Source organism: Streptomyces aurantiogriseus (assembly GCF_014649375.1).
GTDB classification, from domain to species: domain Bacteria; phylum Actinomycetota; class Actinomycetes; order Streptomycetales; family Streptomycetaceae; genus Streptomyces; species Streptomyces aurantiogriseus.
Map to the genome: position 1 here is coordinate 226,174 of NZ_BMSX01000016.1, position 16,641 is coordinate 242,814.

General features: G+C 70.0%; 15 protein-coding genes. 10 read left to right on the plus strand and 5 right to left on the minus strand.

All coding sequences use genetic code 11. From position 1 onward, the window contains the following. Positions 1-4 precede the first annotated feature (4 nt). Together IE263_RS30770 and IE263_RS30775 are read right to left on the minus strand one after the other, a co-directional pair. Positions 5-1,096, minus strand: coding sequence for a phosphotransferase family protein (locus IE263_RS30770; RefSeq protein ID WP_189941100.1), 1,092 nt, complete (start codon positions 1,094-1,096; stop codon positions 5-7). Then, a complete protein-coding gene (locus tag IE263_RS30775; RefSeq protein WP_189941101.1) occupies positions 1,093-2,097 on the minus strand; it encodes a C-terminal binding protein in 1,005 nt (334 codons plus the stop codon). The genes IE263_RS30770 and IE263_RS30775 overlap by 4 nt, the downstream gene beginning before the upstream one ends. Positions 2,098-2,919: 822 nt before the next feature. On the opposite strand from IE263_RS30775, the gene IE263_RS30780 reads away from it, so the two are divergent. Continuing rightward, positions 2,920-4,104 (plus strand): MFS transporter, encoded by a 1,185-nt coding sequence (locus IE263_RS30780; RefSeq protein WP_229911258.1) that lies wholly within the window; start codon positions 2,920-2,922, stop codon positions 4,102-4,104. Between the two features lie 168 nt (positions 4,105-4,272). Here IE263_RS30780 and IE263_RS30785 read toward each other — a convergent pair whose 3' ends face one another. Next, on the minus strand, positions 4,273-5,097 hold the full coding sequence (locus IE263_RS30785) for a fumarylacetoacetate hydrolase family protein (RefSeq protein ID WP_229911259.1): 825 nt from the start codon (positions 5,095-5,097) through the stop codon (positions 4,273-4,275). Between the two features lie 139 nt (positions 5,098-5,236). Here IE263_RS30785 and IE263_RS30790 point away from each other — a divergent pair, with 139 nt between their 5' ends. Then, the gene (locus IE263_RS30790; protein WP_189941103.1) at positions 5,237-6,268 is read left to right on the plus strand and encodes a LacI family DNA-binding transcriptional regulator; all 1,032 of its coding nucleotides are present in this window, start codon (positions 5,237-5,239) and stop codon (positions 6,266-6,268) included. Positions 6,269-6,349: 81 nt separating this feature from the next. Here IE263_RS30790 and IE263_RS30795 read toward each other — a convergent pair whose 3' ends face one another. Continuing rightward, entirely contained in the window at positions 6,350-6,526 is a 177-nt protein-coding gene (locus IE263_RS30795; RefSeq protein ID WP_189941104.1) for a hypothetical protein, read from the minus strand. 490 nt (positions 6,527-7,016) lie between these two features. Here IE263_RS30795 and eno point away from each other — a divergent pair, with 490 nt between their 5' ends. From eno to IE263_RS30825, 6 genes are all read left to right on the plus strand, one after another. Then, on the plus strand, positions 7,017-8,327 hold the full coding sequence (gene eno / locus IE263_RS30800; protein ID WP_189941105.1) for a phosphopyruvate hydratase: 1,311 nt from the start codon (positions 7,017-7,019) through the stop codon (positions 8,325-8,327). A gap of 60 nt (positions 8,328-8,387) precedes the next feature. After that, on the plus strand, positions 8,388-9,392 hold the full coding sequence (locus IE263_RS30805) for a VOC family protein (RefSeq protein ID WP_189941106.1): 1,005 nt from the start codon (positions 8,388-8,390) through the stop codon (positions 9,390-9,392). A 35-nt stretch (positions 9,393-9,427) separates the two neighbouring features. After that, the gene (locus tag IE263_RS30810) at positions 9,428-9,979 is read left to right on the plus strand and encodes a carboxymuconolactone decarboxylase family protein (RefSeq protein ID WP_189941107.1); all 552 of its coding nucleotides are present in this window, start codon (positions 9,428-9,430) and stop codon (positions 9,977-9,979) included. 55 nt (positions 9,980-10,034) lie between these two features. Then, positions 10,035-11,144 (plus strand): alcohol dehydrogenase catalytic domain-containing protein, encoded by a 1,110-nt coding sequence (locus IE263_RS30815; RefSeq protein ID WP_189941108.1) that lies wholly within the window; start codon positions 10,035-10,037, stop codon positions 11,142-11,144. A 198-nt stretch (positions 11,145-11,342) separates the two neighbouring features. Continuing rightward, positions 11,343-12,251: a LysR substrate-binding domain-containing protein gene (locus tag IE263_RS30820; protein WP_189941109.1), complete on the plus strand. Its 909-nt coding sequence runs from the start codon at positions 11,343-11,345 to the stop codon at positions 12,249-12,251. 353 nt (positions 12,252-12,604) lie between these two features. Next, entirely contained in the window at positions 12,605-13,468 is an 864-nt protein-coding gene (locus IE263_RS30825; RefSeq protein ID WP_189941110.1) for a 3-hydroxybutyryl-CoA dehydrogenase, read from the plus strand. A gap of 14 nt (positions 13,469-13,482) precedes the next feature. Here IE263_RS30825 and IE263_RS30830 read toward each other — a convergent pair whose 3' ends face one another. Next, positions 13,483-14,442 carry an AraC-like ligand-binding domain-containing protein gene (locus IE263_RS30830; RefSeq protein ID WP_189941111.1) on the minus strand — a complete coding sequence of 320 codons (960 nt, stop codon included), beginning with the start codon at positions 14,440-14,442 and terminating at the stop codon, positions 13,483-13,485. Between the two features lie 445 nt (positions 14,443-14,887). On the opposite strand from IE263_RS30830, the gene IE263_RS30835 reads away from it, so the two are divergent. Continuing rightward, positions 14,888-16,069, plus strand: coding sequence for an acyl-CoA dehydrogenase family protein (locus IE263_RS30835; RefSeq protein WP_189941112.1), 1,182 nt, complete (start codon positions 14,888-14,890; stop codon positions 16,067-16,069). Beyond that, positions 16,066-16,563, plus strand: coding sequence for a flavin reductase family protein (locus IE263_RS30840; RefSeq protein WP_189941113.1), 498 nt, complete (start codon positions 16,066-16,068; stop codon positions 16,561-16,563). Before IE263_RS30835 ends, IE263_RS30840 begins: the two co-directional genes overlap by 4 nt. Positions 16,564-16,641: the final 78 nt, after the last annotated feature.

Sequence of the window (16,641 nt, forward strand, 5' to 3'; positions counted from 1 at the left end):
CTCCTCAGCCGGATCCGTCGAATCGGTGGGGGCGGTCGGGCAGGTCACTGCCGGGCCCGGTCGGGCCCTCGAGCGCGGCCGCCCAGGCCTCCAGGACGTCCGCCACCGTGGGGGCGGGTGCCCGGAGCAGGGCCGATGCCGCCGTGCGGACGAACAGCCGGTGCCGGTCGTCCGTGAGGTACTCCACCGGGGACTTGCCGTCCACGCGCGCGAGCAGCAGCGCCGGCAGCAGAGACGCGGCCCGCGCCTCGAGGGCCGGCCGGGGCTCCCAGTCGACGCACCGGACGTACTCCTCGGCCAGCGTCCGGGCGGACCGCAGGAGTCCGGCTCGGCGTCCCGGCACCACCAGGCTCTTGAGGAGCAGATGGTTGACGCAGAAGGCCAGGTCGAAGGCCGGATCCCCGTACCAGGCGCACTCGGCGTCCAGCAGCACGGGCCCCGACGGGCCGACGAGGATGTTCTTGGGGCTCACGTCACCGTGCACCAGGGCCAGGTGTGTGCCGGCCGTGCGGTCGGCGAGGCCCTGGAGGATGTCGCGCAGACCGGGGTGCGCTGCCGCGGTGGCCAGCAGGTACGGGTCGATGCGCAGCGCGTGGAAGTTGTCGTCGGTGGCGAACTCCGCGGCGAGGGCGGTGTCGCCCGCGCTCGCGGCGTGCAGGGTGCCGAGCAGCTCTCCGACGGCCGCCGCGGTCGCGGGCTCCACCTCGCCGTCCAGCAGTTGGGCTTTCCACACGGGGTACCGCTCGGCGGGCAGGTACGCCATCGCGAAGAGGCCGGCTTCGGGGTCGTGGGCGAGCAGCTCCGGCACGCTGTCCGGGCGGTGCCGGGACGCGAACCGCATCCACGCCCATTCGTAGGCGTTGCGCGACACCGGTGCCTGCCAGTCGGCGGCGACCTTCAGCCGGGCCAGGGCGCGTTTGACGCAGAGGGAGCGTCCCGGCAGGTCCACTCGCCACAGGTCGGACGAGACGCCGCCGGCCAGCGGGGTCCAGCGGGTGGCTTCGCCGGGTCCGGCGAGCTTGTGGGCGATCAGGAAGTCGGCCAGTGGGGTGTCGGGCACGGGACCTGGGCTCACCTGCGCGGAGGTGGGGCTCATGCCCGCTCACCCGGCCCGGCGGTGAGGCCGCGGGGGCGGTTGCAGGCATGGGCCGGTGTCCCGCCCGCCAGGATGCGTACGACCTCCTCGGCGGCTCGGCGGCGCAGTTCCGTGACCGAGGCGTCGGAGGAGAAGGCGATGTGCGGGGTGAGGAGAGCGCCCGGCTGGTCCAGCAGCGCGGCGGGGACGTGTGGTTCGGTCTCCAGTACGTCGAAGGCGGCTCCGTCGAGGTGGCCGCTGTCCAGCGCCTTGACGACCGAGTCGGTGTCCACCAGGCCGCCCCTGCTGACGTTGACCAGCAGGCCGCCCGGTGGCATCAGCGCCAGCTGCTCGGCGCCGATGATGTGGTGCGTGCCGGGCGTGAGCGGCACGTGCAGGATCACCACGTGGCTGTGGCGCAGCAGCTCCTCCAGGCCCACCATCTCCACTCCGGGGGTGTCCTTCGGCGGGTGCGGGTCGTGGGCCAGGATCCGGCAGCCGAACGCGCCGAGCTTGCGCGCCGTCGCGCGTCCGATGCGTCCGTATCCGACGACGCCGCAGGTCAGCGTCGACAGTCGGCGCAGCCGGGCGCCGGCGGGGTTCCACCGGCCCGCGCGGACCTCTCGGTCGGACACGGCCAGCCCCCGCGTCCAGGCCAGCACCATGCCGACGGCGTGGTCCGAGACCTCCTCGACGCAGTAGTCCGGCACGTTGGTGACCCACACGCCGCGCTCGGTGGCGGTGTCCACGGCGATGTTGTCGAGGCCGACGCCGAGCCTGGCCACGATCCGCAGATCCGGCGCGGTGCCGATCGCGGTGGCGGAGACGGGGGCCCAGCAGGTCAGGATCCCGGCCGGCCGGTGCTCGGCCACCAGTTCCTCGATCGCCTCGGCGGAGGCGGGCTCCGCGGGGCCGGTCACGAGGGTGTGGCCGGCCTCCTCGATGACCGATCGCTCGACGGAGTCGTCGGGCCAGGCGTAGTCGGTGAGCAGCACGGTGCCTGGGCGGCTCGGTGGTTTCATGGCAGGTCGTCCTCGCAGAATCGTGCGGCCGCAGCGGACGGCCGGGCGTCGCGCCCGGTCGCGTCCGGTGAGCGGGTTTGATCGCCACCCGGAAGGGCGGCCGACGGCATGTCCGATGGGCCGACGGCCACCACGGGTGGGAAGAGGGGGTCGCTGGGCTCGGGTCGGGTGTCGCAGGCGCTCACCGACTTGTGGTCGGGGCAGGCGTCGCGGTACGCCCCTGGAACGGGTCACGGGATGCCAAGGCACGTCGAATCACTCTGTCACAGCCACGCGATGCTAACGATAGCATTCACAGCCCTCGACACGTCAAGAGTGCGACCTACACCTGATCACCGGCACCCGCCGACAGCACCCCGCAGAGCAGAGAAACCCCGCCACCACGGGGAAAACGTGGCCCGCCGAAGAAATCCACGGTTCACCTCTTGACGCGCCAGGGACTCCCCTTTCATGGTTTCTGCCAGTGCCGACCGTGTGACCGACAAGTGTCCACACGAAGTCCGGCTGTCGAAGACGCCATAGCCACGGACGTCCCGACGGGCGGTATACGGCTGAATTCCGCATGCGGCGTCCGACCGCGCGGCAGCCCTTCGCCCCCATTCCACCAGTCGACGACCGCATCGCCGTCGCCGACTCGAGTCCGTGTTCAGCTCACCGCTTCTCGTCATCGCCGTACGGCCCCGCACGGCGATGGATCCGCCGCGGCCCGCCGTGGCCCATTCCTCCTCAGGAGCCGCTATGACTCACGCAGCGCAAGTCGACACCAGTGCGGCGCCCGCCGGCGTAACGCAGGAAAGCAACCGACCCCCGATTTCCCGCCTCATGATCGGGGTGGGCTTCCTGCTGGTGGTCCTGTCCTACATGGTCAACGCGATGGACCGCCAGGTCTTCCCTCCCCTGCTGCCCAACATCCGTGAGGAGTACGGATTCTCCCTGGAGCAGGGCGGACTGCTGGCGACGAACTTCACCCTCGGCATGGCCCTGGCCGGACTTCCCGCGGGGTACCTCCTGGACCGCTTCCGCCGCAAGACGGTGCTGCTGGTCAGCATCGTCATCTACTCCCTGGGCACGATGGCCACGCCGCTGGCGACCGGTTTCGCCGACATGACCCTGTACCGGGTCGTCTCCGGCTTCGGGGAGGGCATGCAGTCCGCCGCCATCTTCGCGGCGATCGGCGCCTTCTTCGCCCACCGGCGCGGCCTCGCCTTCGGCGTCATCGGCATGGGCTACTCGATCGGCGTGTTCATCGCCCCGCTCATCGGCGTCCGGCTCATGAGCCTGCACGGCACCTGGCACTCGCCCTTCTACCTGTTCGGCACGGCCGGGCTGCTGATCGCCGCCGTCTCCCTGTTCCTCGTGAAAACCGGTCTGACCGAGACGTCCGTCGAGAAGGTCGTCTCGACCAGGACCTACGAGCACATGTCCGCCTCCGCCTACAACCGCAACACCCTCGCCCTGGCCGTCCACTCGGTCATCAGCGGTGTGGCCATCTACGGGTTCCTCGGCCTCTACCCGACGTTCCTCATCACCTCGCTGCACTACAGCGCCGAGCAGGCCGCACTGGCCATGAGCTTCCTCGGCTTCGGTGGCATGACGGCGGTTGTCGGCGGCTGGCTCGGCGACCGCGTGAACCAGCGCGCCCTGCTGATCCTGAGCCTGCTGGCCGTCTCGGTCATCAGCGTGTGCATCTACGAGACGCATGCCGGAGTCGGCGTGCAGTGTGTGTTCGCCTTCCTCATGGGCGCCTTCGGCCTGGGCGTCATCTACCCCAACACCAACAGCGCGATGCAGCGGGCCGTTCGTCCCGGGCAGATCGGACGCGCCTCCGGTCTCTTCGTCACCAGCTACTACGGACCGGCGGCGTTCTCGGGCCTGCTCTTCGCCGCCCTGGTGGACTCCTTCGGCTGGAGCCGGGCCGGGCTGCTGCAGGTCACGGTCCTGCCCCTGCTGGGTGTCGCCGCCCTGGCCTTCGTCCGCACCTCGCAGTTCAACAACGCGGTCCGGTAGCGAGCCCGCCTGCGGGTGGTACGCCCCGTGGCGCACCGGGCCGGCCCGGTGCGCCACGGGGCGTACCACCCGCAGGACGCAGTGACGCACCACCGACATTCCACGGGGCCTGCCCACCGCTGAACGGTGAGCAGGCCCCGTGCGTGGCCGTCCGGCGAGCGTCCGCGGTCAGAGATTCTCGGCCACGACCGGGTTGCGCAGGACGCCGATGCCCTCGATCTCCACCTCGACCTCGTCTCCGGGACGGATCGGCCCGACACCGGAGGGCGTGCCGGTCATGATCGCGTCTCCGGGCAGAAGCGTCAGGTAGCGGCTGAGGTAGCTGACGATGTCCGGAACGGCCAGCAGCAGGTCGGCCGTGGTCGCCGACTGCATGACGGCGCCGTTCACACGGGTCGTCAGGGACAGCGCCGAGGGGTCGAGTTCCGTCTCGATGACCGGTCCGAGAGGTGCGAAGGTGTCCTGCCCCTTCCCGATCAGAAGCGTGCCGAATGCGCTTTCCCTGCGCTGGATGATGCGGTCGCTGATGTCATTTCCGCACGTATAGCCGAGGATGTACTCGTGGGCATCGGAGGGCTTCACATGGCGGGCTTCTTTTCCGATGACGACGACCAACTCGCCCTCGAAATGGATCAGTTCACCATCTGCCGGATAGATGATGGCGTCACCCGGGCCTATCATCGCCGTGCTCGGCTTCATGAAGCACACGGGAACTTCCGGAACCTCGCGATCGGTCTCGTCGACGTGCGAGGCGTAGTTGTAGGCGAACCCGAAGATCCTGGGCCGCTCGAGCGGCGAGAGAATGACTGCGTCACCCATTTCGTCGACGTGCCCGGTAGGGGACAGCCCGGTGAAGGGATCCCCCTCGCATCTCACGATCCGGGCGTCACCGGACACGAGTTCTCCGTAATGACGCACGCCGCCGACGGCATACCTGATGATCCGCACGGAAACCTCCGCAACCAGGCAGCCGCAGGCGGCTGCACGATCCATCCAGTGGTGCTAACGTTAGCACAGGGATGATGATCAACCTTGCGTCTCATTCCTCCAACCACGGAGCGCAACAGAAGTGCTATCGTTGGCATACAGAAAGTGACGGCGCGGGAACAGCCAGCTCGAGGGGGCCCTTACGTTGATCACGACCAGGGACATCGCCGAACGCCTCGGAGTCTCCGTATCGACGGTCGGCCGGGCGCTCTCCGACGATCCTCGCATCAGCGAGGAGACCAAGTTCCGGGTCCGCCAGGCGGCCTCCGAGATGGGGTACGTCGGCAACCGCGCGGCGCGGATGATGCGCGGGGCGTCCAGCAATGTGGTCGCGCTGGTGATCCCGGACATCCGCAACAGCTTCTACTCGACCATCGCGCACGAACTGTCCAAGAACATGGAGGCCGAGGGCTTCCAACTGATGCTCTCGGAGACCGACGACGACCGGATGGTGGAGCTGCGCCACCTGCGGGAACTGTCCGCGACCCGCGTCGCAGGCGTCATCATCGTGCCCACCGCCCGCCCGCACAGCGACACCGTCAAGCTGCTGCGCACGGTGCCGCATCTGCAACTGCTGCGCCGCCACCCGTCGCTCGGCTCCCAGTGGTTCGGCGTGGACGACCACGAGGCGCTGCGCCAGGCGACGGCCCACCTGGTGACCCAGGGCCACACCCGCCTGGCGTACATGGGCGGCCCCACGGAGCTGCCCACGGGTGCGGAGCGTCTGCGCGGCTTCCGCAGCGCTCTGCGCGAGGGCGGCCTGCCGGAGGATGCCGGGCGCACGGAGCTGGGACCGCCGTCGTCCGTGGACCACGGCCGCCAGGCGATGCGCCGGCTGCTGAAGGGCCCGGATGCGCCCACCGCGCTCGTGCTGGGATCGATCCAGCTCACCCGGGGAGTACTGGAGGAACTGTCCGAGCAGCGGGTGAAGGTGCCCGGGGAACTGTCGGTGGTCGGGTTCGGTGACGAGCCGGGGTTCTCCTGGTGGGGGCCGGGGCTCACCACGATCGGTCTGCCGATCCAGGAGATGGCCACCGGCTGCGCACTGTGGCTGATGCGTCGCCTGAAGACCGAGCCGGGCAACGACGGCCCGTACACGTCGGTGTCCCCCGGATCGCTGGTCCTGCGCGGCAGCACGGCGCCCCCCGGTGGAAGGGCTCCGTCCAGGTCCCACTGAGCCATGGGCGACCCCTTGCCCACTCATGCGAAGGCGCCCGGAGCACACCGCTTCGGGCGCCTTCGTATGTCCGGCGGCAGGTCAGTACGTGCCGTTGAGCAGCCGGCGCACGACGCCGGCGGTACGGGCGAGTTCGCCGAGCACCCGCTCGGCAGCGGTCTCCTGGTCGTGCTCCGAGGCCCGGGCGGTGAACCAGTCCGCGACGGATCCGCCCACACGTCCGGGGCGAGTGCCGGCCACAACGGTGGTGAGGGTCATGGGCGCCGCAGAGGGCCGGGATGTCGTGTCGGGCTCGCTTTCCTGCCGGCCGGGGTCCGGCCCGGCGGACCCACGCCGCCTGTGCTGTCCGTCCGTCCAGGAGGGCGCGGGTCCGCCGGAGTTCTTGCTGGAGCATCACGGGCTGTGCGAACGATAGCATCAACCTTCCGGCGAACCAAGCGAATGCAGCAAGCGACCAGACCACCGCATCGGTGCCGCCCAACCCCTTGACAGAGCCACCGTCCCTTTGCACGATTGCGCTATCGTTAGCACGACACGAGCCGCAGTGGACGAGCAACCCTCGCCCCTCTCCTTCTCACTCGCGCCCGGCGCCGCCGCACCCTTCGGGTGCCGCCCCGCAGGGGCCGTCCGCGCCTGTTCGTCAGCGAGGACTCTTCCGTGCGTCTTCGGCTGCGAAGACGCCTACCGATGACAGGCACGGGCATCTTTCATCGCCCCGATCGTCCGAACTTCGAAAGGTTGCACCGCCATGACAGACGCGCGGATCACCCAGCTCCACGGCCGCAGGGTGTGGGATTCACGCGGGCGGCCGACCGTCGAGGTCGAGGTTCACCTCTCGGACGGCGCGATCGGGCGGGCCATCGCACCGGCGGGGGCCTCGACGGGCCGGGGAGAGGCGCTCGATCTGCGCGACGGTGGCAGCCGTTTCGGCGGGCTCGACGTCCGGCGCGCGGTGGGTTCGGTGAACGACGAGATCGCGCCCGCCCTCGCCGGCCGGGACGCAGGTGACCAGGAGGCCGTCGACCGGCTCCTGGTGGACCTCGACGGAACCCCCGACCGCGGCCGCCTCGGCGGCAATGCGATCGTGGCCACGTCCATGGCCGTCCTGCACGCCGCCGCCGCTTCGGCGGGCGTACCGCTGTGGCAGCACCTGGCGGGCGGGCGGCCGGTCCGCATCCCCCTGCCGGAGATCCAGATCTTCGGCGGCGGCGCCCACGCGGACCGCCGGGTCGATGTCCAGGACTTCATGGTGGTCTGCCCCGCGGCACGGAGCTTCTCCGAGGCCCTGGACTGGACGGCGGAGATCTACCGGGCGGCCGGAAGCCTCATGCGCAAGGCGGGCAAGGCTCAGGGCGTCGCCGACGAGGGCGGCTTCTGGCCCGCCTTCGACTCCAACGAGGAGGCGCTGGAGACGCTCACCCTCGCCATCGAGACCGCGGGCTTCGCGCCCTCGGCCCAGGCGGGCATCTCGCTGGACGTCGCGGCCTCGCAGTTCGGCAGCGGCGGACGGTACACGCTGGCCCTGGACGACCGCACGCTGGACACCGAGGCGCTGATCGACATGCTGGGCGACTGGATCGAGCAGTATCCGATCCTCTCCGTCGAGGACCCGGTCGGTGAGGACGACCACGAGGGCATGGCGGAGTTCACCCGGCGGCACGGCCGCCACTGCCAGGTGATCGGCGACGACTACCTGGTCACGAACGCCAAGCGGGTGGAGGCGGCGGCCACGGGCGGAGCGGTGAACGCCGTCCTCGTCAAGCCGAACCAGGCCGGCACCGTCACGGAGGCCTTCCAGGCCCTGCGCGCCGGAAAGGACGCGGGCTTCGGCACCATCGTCTCGGCCCGGTCCGGGGAAACCGAGGACATCACCATCGCCCATCTGAGCGTGGGATGGGACGCGGGCCAGCTGAAGGTGGGCTCGTTCACGCGCTCCGAGCGAATGGCGAAGTGGAACGAGGTTCTGCGTATCGAGGAGGCTCTCGGCGAATCCGCGGAATTCAGCGGTTGGTCCGCCTTCACTTTCGCCGATTCCGCACCCTCCGCGACCAAGCCGTAATACGGCCTCGAAGTATTACAGTCATCGAAATCCAGAGCCGACCGGAGCACGGAGACCAGCATGCTGCCACCCGTCAATCTGCGCCCGCCCTTCAACATCACCCGAACCAGCCATGTGCGTCTCACCGTTGCCGACCTGGCCGAGAGCCGGAACTTCTACGTGAACGCCCTGGGACTCGTCGTCAGCGACGAGGACGAGCGCACCTGCTACCTCCGCGGTCTCGCCGAGGCCTGCCACCACAGCCTGGTACTGGAGCTGGACGAGGAGGGCGCGGGCGCCGCCAGGAGGATCGGTTTCCGGGTCTTCTTCGACGAGGACCTCGACATCGCCCACGGCTGGTTCCGCGACCGGGGGCTGCCCGCGGAATGGGTCGACATGCCGTACCAGGGACGCACCCTGCACGTCAGCGACCCCGCCGGTACCCCGCTGGAACTCTGCGCGCACATGGAGACGCGGCCGCGGCTGCACATCGACTTCGAGCACCACAAGGGTGCCCACGCGCAGCGGCTGGACCACTTCCAGACCTTCGCGCCGAACACCTACGATCTGTGCGCGTTCTACGGCGAACTCGGCTTCCGGAACTCCGAGTACCTGGCGCACGGCGACAAGCTGCTGAGCGCGTTCATGTACCGCAAGGGCACCTGTCTGGACCTGGCGATCGTGGAGAACACCGGTCCGGCCCTGCACCACTTCGCCTACACCGTCTCCGAGAGCCGTGACATCTTCACCGCCTGCGACTGGGCGGGCATCCTCGGCTACGGCGAGGGCGTGGAACGGGGCCCGGGACGGCACGGTCCGGGCGGGATGCTCTACACCTACCTCCGCGACCCCGACGGCCACCGGGTGGAGGTCTTCAACAGCCACTACCAGACGATCGACACCGAGGTCGAGCCCGTGCGCTGGGACGCGGGATCGCTGAGCACCAACGTCCGCTGGGGATTCCCGGCGGTGGAGAAGTGGTACTTCGAGGCGTCGCCCTTCGTCGGTGTCCCTCAGGTCCCGCCGGCCGAGCTCCCGAAGCCGATGACGCTCGAGCGGTTCCTGCTCGAGCAGAACGCCCACTGACCCCCTTCGCTCCCTCCGCCCCCCGAGGAGACACCATGGCACGCGTTCCCTACCTGCGCCGCGAGGACGCGGACGAGGCGGACAAGGCCCTCTACGACCGGCTCGAGGCCGAACGCAAAATACCGACGGCGAACATCTTCCTCGCCCTCGCCCACGCGCCGACCCAGCTGGACGGCTTCCTGACCTACGCCAACTCGCTGCGGGCCAGTGAGCTCAGCCCCGCGCTCCGCGAACTGGCGATCCTGACGGTGGGTCACGTGACCCGGTCCGCGTACGAGGTGGCACACCACCACTCGCACGGGCTCAAGGCAGGGCTCACCGAGGAGCAGATCGCAGCGGTGGGTGACTTCGAAACGGCCGACGTGTTCGACGAGACGGAAAAGGCGGTGATGCGCCTGGCCAAGGAGTCCACGCTCCAGGTCGACGTCTCCGAGGAGACATGGCGTGCCGCCGCCGACCGCCTGCCGCAGAAGCAGATGGTCGAACTCGCGTTGTCCATCGCCTGGTACAACTCCGGCGTCCGGATCATGGGTCTGCTGGACATCGACCTCGAGGCCGATTACCCCCATCCGTTCCCGAATTCATAACTCTCGGCGCCGTCAGCCGCTCAACACATGGCACGTGATTTCAAGGAGTATTTCAATGGCGAAAATGCTCGCCGCACGGCTGCACACACTCGGTGAGCCGATGAAGGTGGACACGATCGACGTGCCCACCCCGCGGCCCACCGACGTGCTGGTGCGGGTCAAGGCATGCGGGATCGTGCCGAACATGGCCAACGTGATCAACAACTGGCCCACCTGGTACCCGCATCAGCCGCTGCCCAAGTTGCCGGCGATCTTCGGCCTGGACCCCGCGGGCGTGGTCGAGGCGGTCGGTGAGGCGGTGCTCAACACCAAGCCCGGCGACAGGGTGTACGTGAGCCCTCTGCGGTCGTGCGGCAGCTGCCAGGTGTGCCGCGGCGGCGAGCTCGCCCGATGCCGCTACTTCACCCTGAACGGCTACTTCAGCACGTCCCGTGACGGCCAGCGGATCTTCGACCTCTATCCCTACGGCGGCTTCGCGGAGTACATGACCGCACCGCAGCACGCGATCGTCAACATCCCGGACAACATGACGTTCGAGCAGGCCGGAAAGCTCGGCTACATCGGCACGTCCTACGGGGCCCTCAAGCACGCCGCGGCCGGCCCCGGCCAGGTCGCGCTCATCGACGGGATCACCGGCACCCTCGGTGTCGCCTCCACCCTGCTCGCGCTGGCCTCGGGCGTCTCCAGAGTCCTCGGCACCGGCCGCAACGAGGAACTCCTCAAGCGCGTCAAGGAACTGGATCCGGACCGGATCGAGGTGATGCGGCTGGGAGAGGGCTCCTCGGGCGAGTGGGCGAAGTCCCGCACCGGTGGCGAGGGGGCGGACTTCGTGATCAGCGCCCTGGGTGCCATGGCTCCGGTGGAGACGATGCTGGACTCCATGCAGGGCGTCCGCCGCGGCGGCAAGGTGATCAATGTGGGCGGTGTGGCCGACCGGCTGCCCGTGGACGTGAAGTGGCTCATGGACGAGCAGGTCCAGCTGATCGGCTCCAACTGGTTCACCACCGCGCAGGGCCAGGAAGTCGCCGACATGGTGGCCACCGGCGCCCTGGACCTGTCCTACCTGATCACCAAGCCCTTCCCGCTGTCCGAGGTCAACGAGGCGATCTCGGGACGCTCCACGGACAGCGACGGCGGATTCAGCAACTACGTCGTCATCCCGTGAACCGCAGGTCCCACGGCGGGGGTCCGCGCGCCCCTGCTCGCCCGGACCCGCGCCTTCGGCGGCGGTGCCCCTGAAGCCCCGTACTCACCCCGCGGCGGTCCTGTTCTGCCCTGACGCCGCCGCGGGGTGTTCTTCCCCGCCGGCCGTGCACACGGCCGGTGCTATCGTCAGCACAGGCCCAGCAGGACGGAGGAGCCGGTGGAACTGCGCTGGCTGGAATCGTTCGTCACCGTCGCGGAGGAACTGCACTTCGCGAGGGCGGCGGACCGTCTGCATCTTGCTCCGTCGGCGCTCAGCGCCCAGGTCAGGGCCCTGGAGTCGCATCTGGGCGTGCGGTTGATCGACCGGGGACGACGCACCCGCCCGGCCCTGACCAGTGCCGGGCGGCTGTTCCTGGAGGAGGCGCGGCTGACCCTCGCGCAGGCCGCCCGGGCCGAGGCGGTGGGCCGGCGTGCCGGGCGCGGAGAGCTGGGGCACGCCCAGATCGCGTACGTCGCCTCGGCCACGTTCTCCGGAGTGCTGACCGACGTCCTCACCCGCTGCGCGTCCTCCGGCAGCGAACTGACCGTCCAGGTACGGGAGTTGGAGACGCCCGCCCAACTGGAGGCGCTGGCCTGCGGGGACATCGACGTCGGCTTCCTGCGCTGGAGGCCGGAGTACCCGCCCGAGGTCACGGCGACGTGCCTGCTCACCGAGGATGTCGTCCTGGCGCTGCCGGCCGGCGCGCCGCTGGCGGCGTACGAGGCCGTGCCGGCGGCGGAGCTGCGCGACGAGTGCTTCGTGGCTCCGCACTTCGACGAGGAGTACGGCTGCCGCGACCAGATCTTCGAGGTGGCCGAGCAGGGAGGTTTCAGCCCGCGGTGCGCACCCCCGGTGCGGGATTTCGTCGCGGCTCTGACGCTGGTGGGCGGTGGTCTCGCGGTGGCTCTGGTCCCCGACTCGCTGCGCCGCGTGCACATCCCGGGGGTGGCCTACCGTCCGCTGGCGGACGTACCGCTGACCACCCGTCTGGTAGGCGCCTACCGGAGGGGCGAGACCTCGCCCGCGGTGCGCGGCGTGATCCGCCGACTGCGGGAGGCGGCTGCCGCCACGGTCGCCGTCGGCTGAAGCCGCGCGGACGATCGCGCGCTGACCGGGCGTCAGTCTTCGCCGGACGCCCGCTTCAGGCCGCTTCGGCGCGCTCCCCGCTGCGCCGTCACATCGGTCGGGGACGCGGTCCTCGAGCCCGCGCCCGCCTCCTCGTACTCACCTCTCCGGCCGCCGGGCCCGCCCCACCGTCGTGATCAGATTGGCTCCGCGCGGTACGGCGGGTCAACGACGAACCGACGCATGTTTGTGCGTGGAAAGCGCACGATCGAAGCAGGTCAGAGGGGTTGCACCCAGCCTACGCTCGACACGGAACCACAGACCGTGACGGCGTCGGTCGACCGCCGCCGGACGGAGGACAGGCGGAGGAGAACATGACATCGATCAAGCACGTGGCCGTCGTCGGCGCCGGACAGATGGGCCGGGGCATCACCGAGGTCTGCGCCCGCGCCGGGCTGCACGTCACGTTGTGCGACGTGACCGAGGACAGGGCCCGGGCCGGCCTGGCGGGTGTGGCGGACTCCCTGCTCAAGGCGGAGCAGCGCGGCGCACTCACACCGGAGGACCGCGCACACGCCCTGGCCTCGATATTGGCCACCGCCGACCTCACCCACCTGTCCGGCGCGGACCTGGTCATCGAGGCCGCGGTCGAGGACGAGAGGGCGAAGACGGCGCTGTTCCGGCAGTTGGACGAGGTCACCGACCCGGCCGCCGTGCTGGCCAGTAACACGTCGTCGATCCCCATCGCCCGCCTCGCGGCGGTGACCGGACGGCCGGAGGCGGTGGTCGGCCTGCACTTCTTCAACCCCGTCCCCGTCATGCCACTGGTCGAGGTGATCCCTTCGCTGCACACGTCGAAGGCCACGGAACTGCGGGTACGTGCCTTCGCGGGCGAGATCCTGGGCAAGAAGACGATCCTGGCGCAGGACCGCGCGGGCTTCGTGGTCAACTCCCTCCTGGTGCCGTACCTGTTGGCCGCGGTGCGGATGGTCGGCACCGGTACGGCGACGGCGGAGGACATCGACACGGGAATGACGGCGGGTTGCGCCCACCCGATGGGCCCACTGCGCCTCGCCGACCTCATCGGGCTGGACACGGTGGCGGCGATAGGCGAGGCGCTGTACGAGGAGTACCGGGAACCGCTGTACGCCCCTCCCCCGTTGCTGCGCCGCATGGTCGAGTCGGGACTGCTCGGCCGTAAGTCCGGACAGGGGTTCTTCAGCTACAAGGCGGCCTGAGGGCCCGGCTGACGTCATCGCCGGGCCGCGCGCGCCTCCCGAGGGCTCATGCCGTAAGCCGCCTTGAAGGCGTGGCTGAAGTGGGCCGGGTCCGGGAAACCCCACCGCCCGCCGATGGCCCCGACCGGTAGGTGGTCCAGGGCGGGATCCGCGAGGTCGCGCCGGCACCGGGCGAGACGCTGTTCCCGGATCCAGCCGGAGACGGTGTACCCCTGCTCCGCCAGCAACTTGTACAGGTAGCGGCGGGAGATGCGGTGGGCGGCCGCGATTCCCTCGGGGCTCAGCCGGGGGTCGGCGAGCCGCTGCTCCATGTGGACGAGGATGCGCTGGGTGAGCAGGCTCGGGCCGTCGAAGTCGGGTGCTCGGTCCCCACCGGTGTGCTCCGCCAGCAGGGTGCCGATCAGGCCGACCACGTTGTCGGCGAGCCGGGTCGTGCCACGGGACCCCAGTTGCTCCAGTCGCTCCACCTGCCGCGCCAGCCCGTACAGGAAGGGCCCCACCACCTGGCCGAGTCCGTCGTGGCACGACACCGGAGTCGCCGTCACCCGCGCCAGTTCGCGTTCCGTCAACTGCAGCATGGGCCGTGGGAACATCAGCACGAGGCCGCTGTGGGACTGATCGAGGTCGTAGGTGAAGGGACAGCGGGTGTCGTAGATCACCAGCTCGCCCGGCGCCACTCGGGCCTGTCGGTCGCCCTGGCTGAGCACACCGTGCCCGGTGAGCTGCAGCGTGACCTGGAAGAAGTCGGGCGCGTCCGACCCGATGTGGCGCCGGGTGCGCGCGACGGTGTGCGGTTCGGCCGTGATGGCCGACATCTGGAGCCGGCCGACCTGCGCGGACCGCAATGAGGCCCGGAAGTCGGGGCATGCGCGGGGCAGGACCTCCAAGGGCACGAGGTTCCGGCTGACGGCGTCCCGCCAGCTTTCCAGTCTTCGGGTGGTGGGGCCGTCGTGCGGCGTCGTCATCCGGGGCATGCGGCTCTCCTCCTGCGGATTCTGCCCCCAAGGAGTCCGGCACGAGCAGCCCGTCTCCTTTGCGGGGAGTTTAGGTCCCCGCGGGTGATGTGCAACCGCCCGTGACCACCCTGTTCGGCGGATCACAGGCCGGCGTCCCGCCGTGACCGGTACGGACGCCGGGAAGTCCCCGCCGACAGGCGCGACGGTGGCCGTGGCCGACGCCTGGCAGCAGTTCTCAGCCGACCAAATGCCCGTGCTCCCGGACACAAGCGGGACCTTGCGCCTCGGCCCGATCATTCGGGGCAGTGAGCAGGAGGCATCGGCCACGGTTCGTGCAGGGACGAGCACGACCGCATCCCCTCGCGTCGGCCGGCCCGCATGTCACCGCGGCCTCCGAAGCACGAACGCGATCGAAATCCGAATGACGAGCCGGCAGTCCGCTCGTCCGATGTGGAGACCCATCATGACGACTTTGCTTGAGCCCACCTCCTCCCAGGACCGGGAGACCGACAACAGTGTGCTCGGCCGCGTCCGCGCGCATCTGCCCGAGATCGCGGCAGGCTCCGCCGAGGCCGAGGCGGCCCGTGCGGTGCCTGCGGAGATCATCACCGCGCTGCGCGAAGCCGGTGTGTTCCGGATGGCGCTGCCCAAGGCCTGGGGCGGCGAGCAGCTCGGCCTGGTGGAAGGCGCTCGGGTGGTCCAGGAGATAGCGAAGGCCGACGGTTCGACCGGCTGGACCGTTCAAGCGGCCTCGATGGCCTGGTTCTTCGTGCGGTCGCTGCCCCGGCAGACGCTTGAGAAGGAGGTCTTCGGCGACGGCGCCGACCTGATGCTCCGCGGGGCGATAGCCCCGAAGGGGAAGGCGACGCCGGTGGAGGGCGGCTACCGGCTCAGTGGCCGCTGGCCGCTGGCCAGTGGCTCGTTCACCCCGGACTGGATGCTCGCGGGCTTCGTGGTCGAGGGCGCGCCCCCGCTGCCCGGTGGCGGTCCGGACATGCGCGTCGCGCTGGTCCGCCCCGAGCAGGTCACGTTCCTCGACACCTGGGACGCGGTGGGCCTGCGTGCCACGCAGAGCACCGACTTCACGATGGACGACGTCTTCGTGCCCGAGCGGTTCACGGGGCCGCTGATGGGCGACAACAACATCCCCGCTCCGTTCTACGACCTGCCGTACACCGCGACCGGTGCCTCGCACGACGCCGTCATCATCGGCTGTCTGGAGGGTGCGCTCGGCGACCTCGCCGAACTGGCCGCCACCAAACGGCCGGCGTTCAACCCCAGGGTGGTCATCGGTGAGGACCCGGTGTTCCAGGAGAAGTTCGCCGAGCTGCACCTGCGCACGGCGGCACTGAACGCCCTGTGGGAGCAGACCGGCCGCACCGTCATGGACCGGGCACTCGCGGGAGAGGAGCCCACCCCGACCGAGTGGTTCAGCTACACCGGCGGCCACCAGCACATTCACCACGAGGGCAGCCGGATCCTCAACGAGATCATGACGCTGTCGGGCAGCGCGGGGCTCTACAGCAGCAACCCGATGCAGCGTCGCTGGCGCGACGTCCGCTGCGTCTCCCAGCACGTGGCCGGCAACAACGGCTCGCTGCGGCGCCTGGGCGCCGTCCTGTCGGGTCAGGAGGACGCCCGATGAGCCCGCTCGTCGCGACACCGACGGATCCCGCGGCGCTGCGCCAGGCGTTCGGCTGTTTCCCGTCCGGGGTGACAGCCCTGTGCGCACTCGACTCCGGTACGCCGGTGGGTATGGCCGCCAGCACCTTCACTCCGGTCTCCCTCGAACCCCCTCTGGTGTCGGTCTGCGTCCAGGACACCTCGTCGACCTGGCCGAAGCTGCGGAAGCAGAGCCGCCTGGGCCTGAGCGTGCTGGCCGAGGGACAGGACCTGGTCTGCCGATCGCTGGCCGGCAGGGCGGGGGACCGGTTCGCGGACGTCGACTGGGAAGCCGGCGTGGACGGCGGCGTGTACATCCACGGTGCCAACCTCTGGCTGGACTGCTCGGTCCACGCCGAGTTCCCCGGCGGCGACCACACCATCGTCCTGCTGGAGATCCACGGCCTGAAGGCCGAACCCGACCGGGCGCCGCTGGTGTTCCACGGCAGCCGGTTCCGGCGCCTGGCCGTGTCATGAACTGAGTTTCGTCGGTATCGCGGACGCGTGCGGCGGTGACCCTCTTCTCGGTCGCCGCCGCACTCCCGTTGGGCCGCT

Bases quoted from the DNA above. Each gene is read 5' to 3' on its own strand.
- IE263_RS30770 (WP_189941100.1), bottom strand. From the start codon at position 1,096: ATGAGCCCCACCTCCGCGCAGGTGAGCCCAGGTCCCGTGCCCGACACC.
- IE263_RS30775 (WP_189941101.1), bottom strand. From the start codon at position 2,097: ATGAAACCACCGAGCCGCCCAGGCACCGTGCTGCTCACCGACTACGCC.
- IE263_RS30780 (WP_229911258.1), top strand. From the start codon at position 2,920: ATGATCGGGGTGGGCTTCCTGCTGGTGGTCCTGTCCTACATGGTCAAC.
- IE263_RS30785 (WP_229911259.1), bottom strand. From the start codon at position 5,097: ATGGATCGTGCAGCCGCCTGCGGCTGCCTGGTTGCGGAGGTTTCCGTG.
- IE263_RS30795 (WP_189941104.1), bottom strand. From the start codon at position 6,526: ATGACCCTCACCACCGTTGTGGCCGGCACTCGCCCCGGACGTGTGGGC.
- eno (WP_189941105.1), top strand. From the start codon at position 7,017: ATGACAGACGCGCGGATCACCCAGCTCCACGGCCGCAGGGTGTGGGAT.
- IE263_RS30805 (WP_189941106.1), top strand. From the start codon at position 8,388: ATGCTGCCACCCGTCAATCTGCGCCCGCCCTTCAACATCACCCGAACC.
- IE263_RS30810 (WP_189941107.1), top strand. From the start codon at position 9,428: ATGGCACGCGTTCCCTACCTGCGCCGCGAGGACGCGGACGAGGCGGAC.
- IE263_RS30815 (WP_189941108.1), top strand. From the start codon at position 10,035: ATGGCGAAAATGCTCGCCGCACGGCTGCACACACTCGGTGAGCCGATG.
- IE263_RS30825 (WP_189941110.1), top strand. From the start codon at position 12,605: ATGACATCGATCAAGCACGTGGCCGTCGTCGGCGCCGGACAGATGGGC.
- IE263_RS30830 (WP_189941111.1), bottom strand. From the start codon at position 14,442: ATGCCCCGGATGACGACGCCGCACGACGGCCCCACCACCCGAAGACTG.
- IE263_RS30835 (WP_189941112.1), top strand. From the start codon at position 14,888: ATGACGACTTTGCTTGAGCCCACCTCCTCCCAGGACCGGGAGACCGAC.
- IE263_RS30840 (WP_189941113.1), top strand. From the start codon at position 16,066: ATGAGCCCGCTCGTCGCGACACCGACGGATCCCGCGGCGCTGCGCCAG.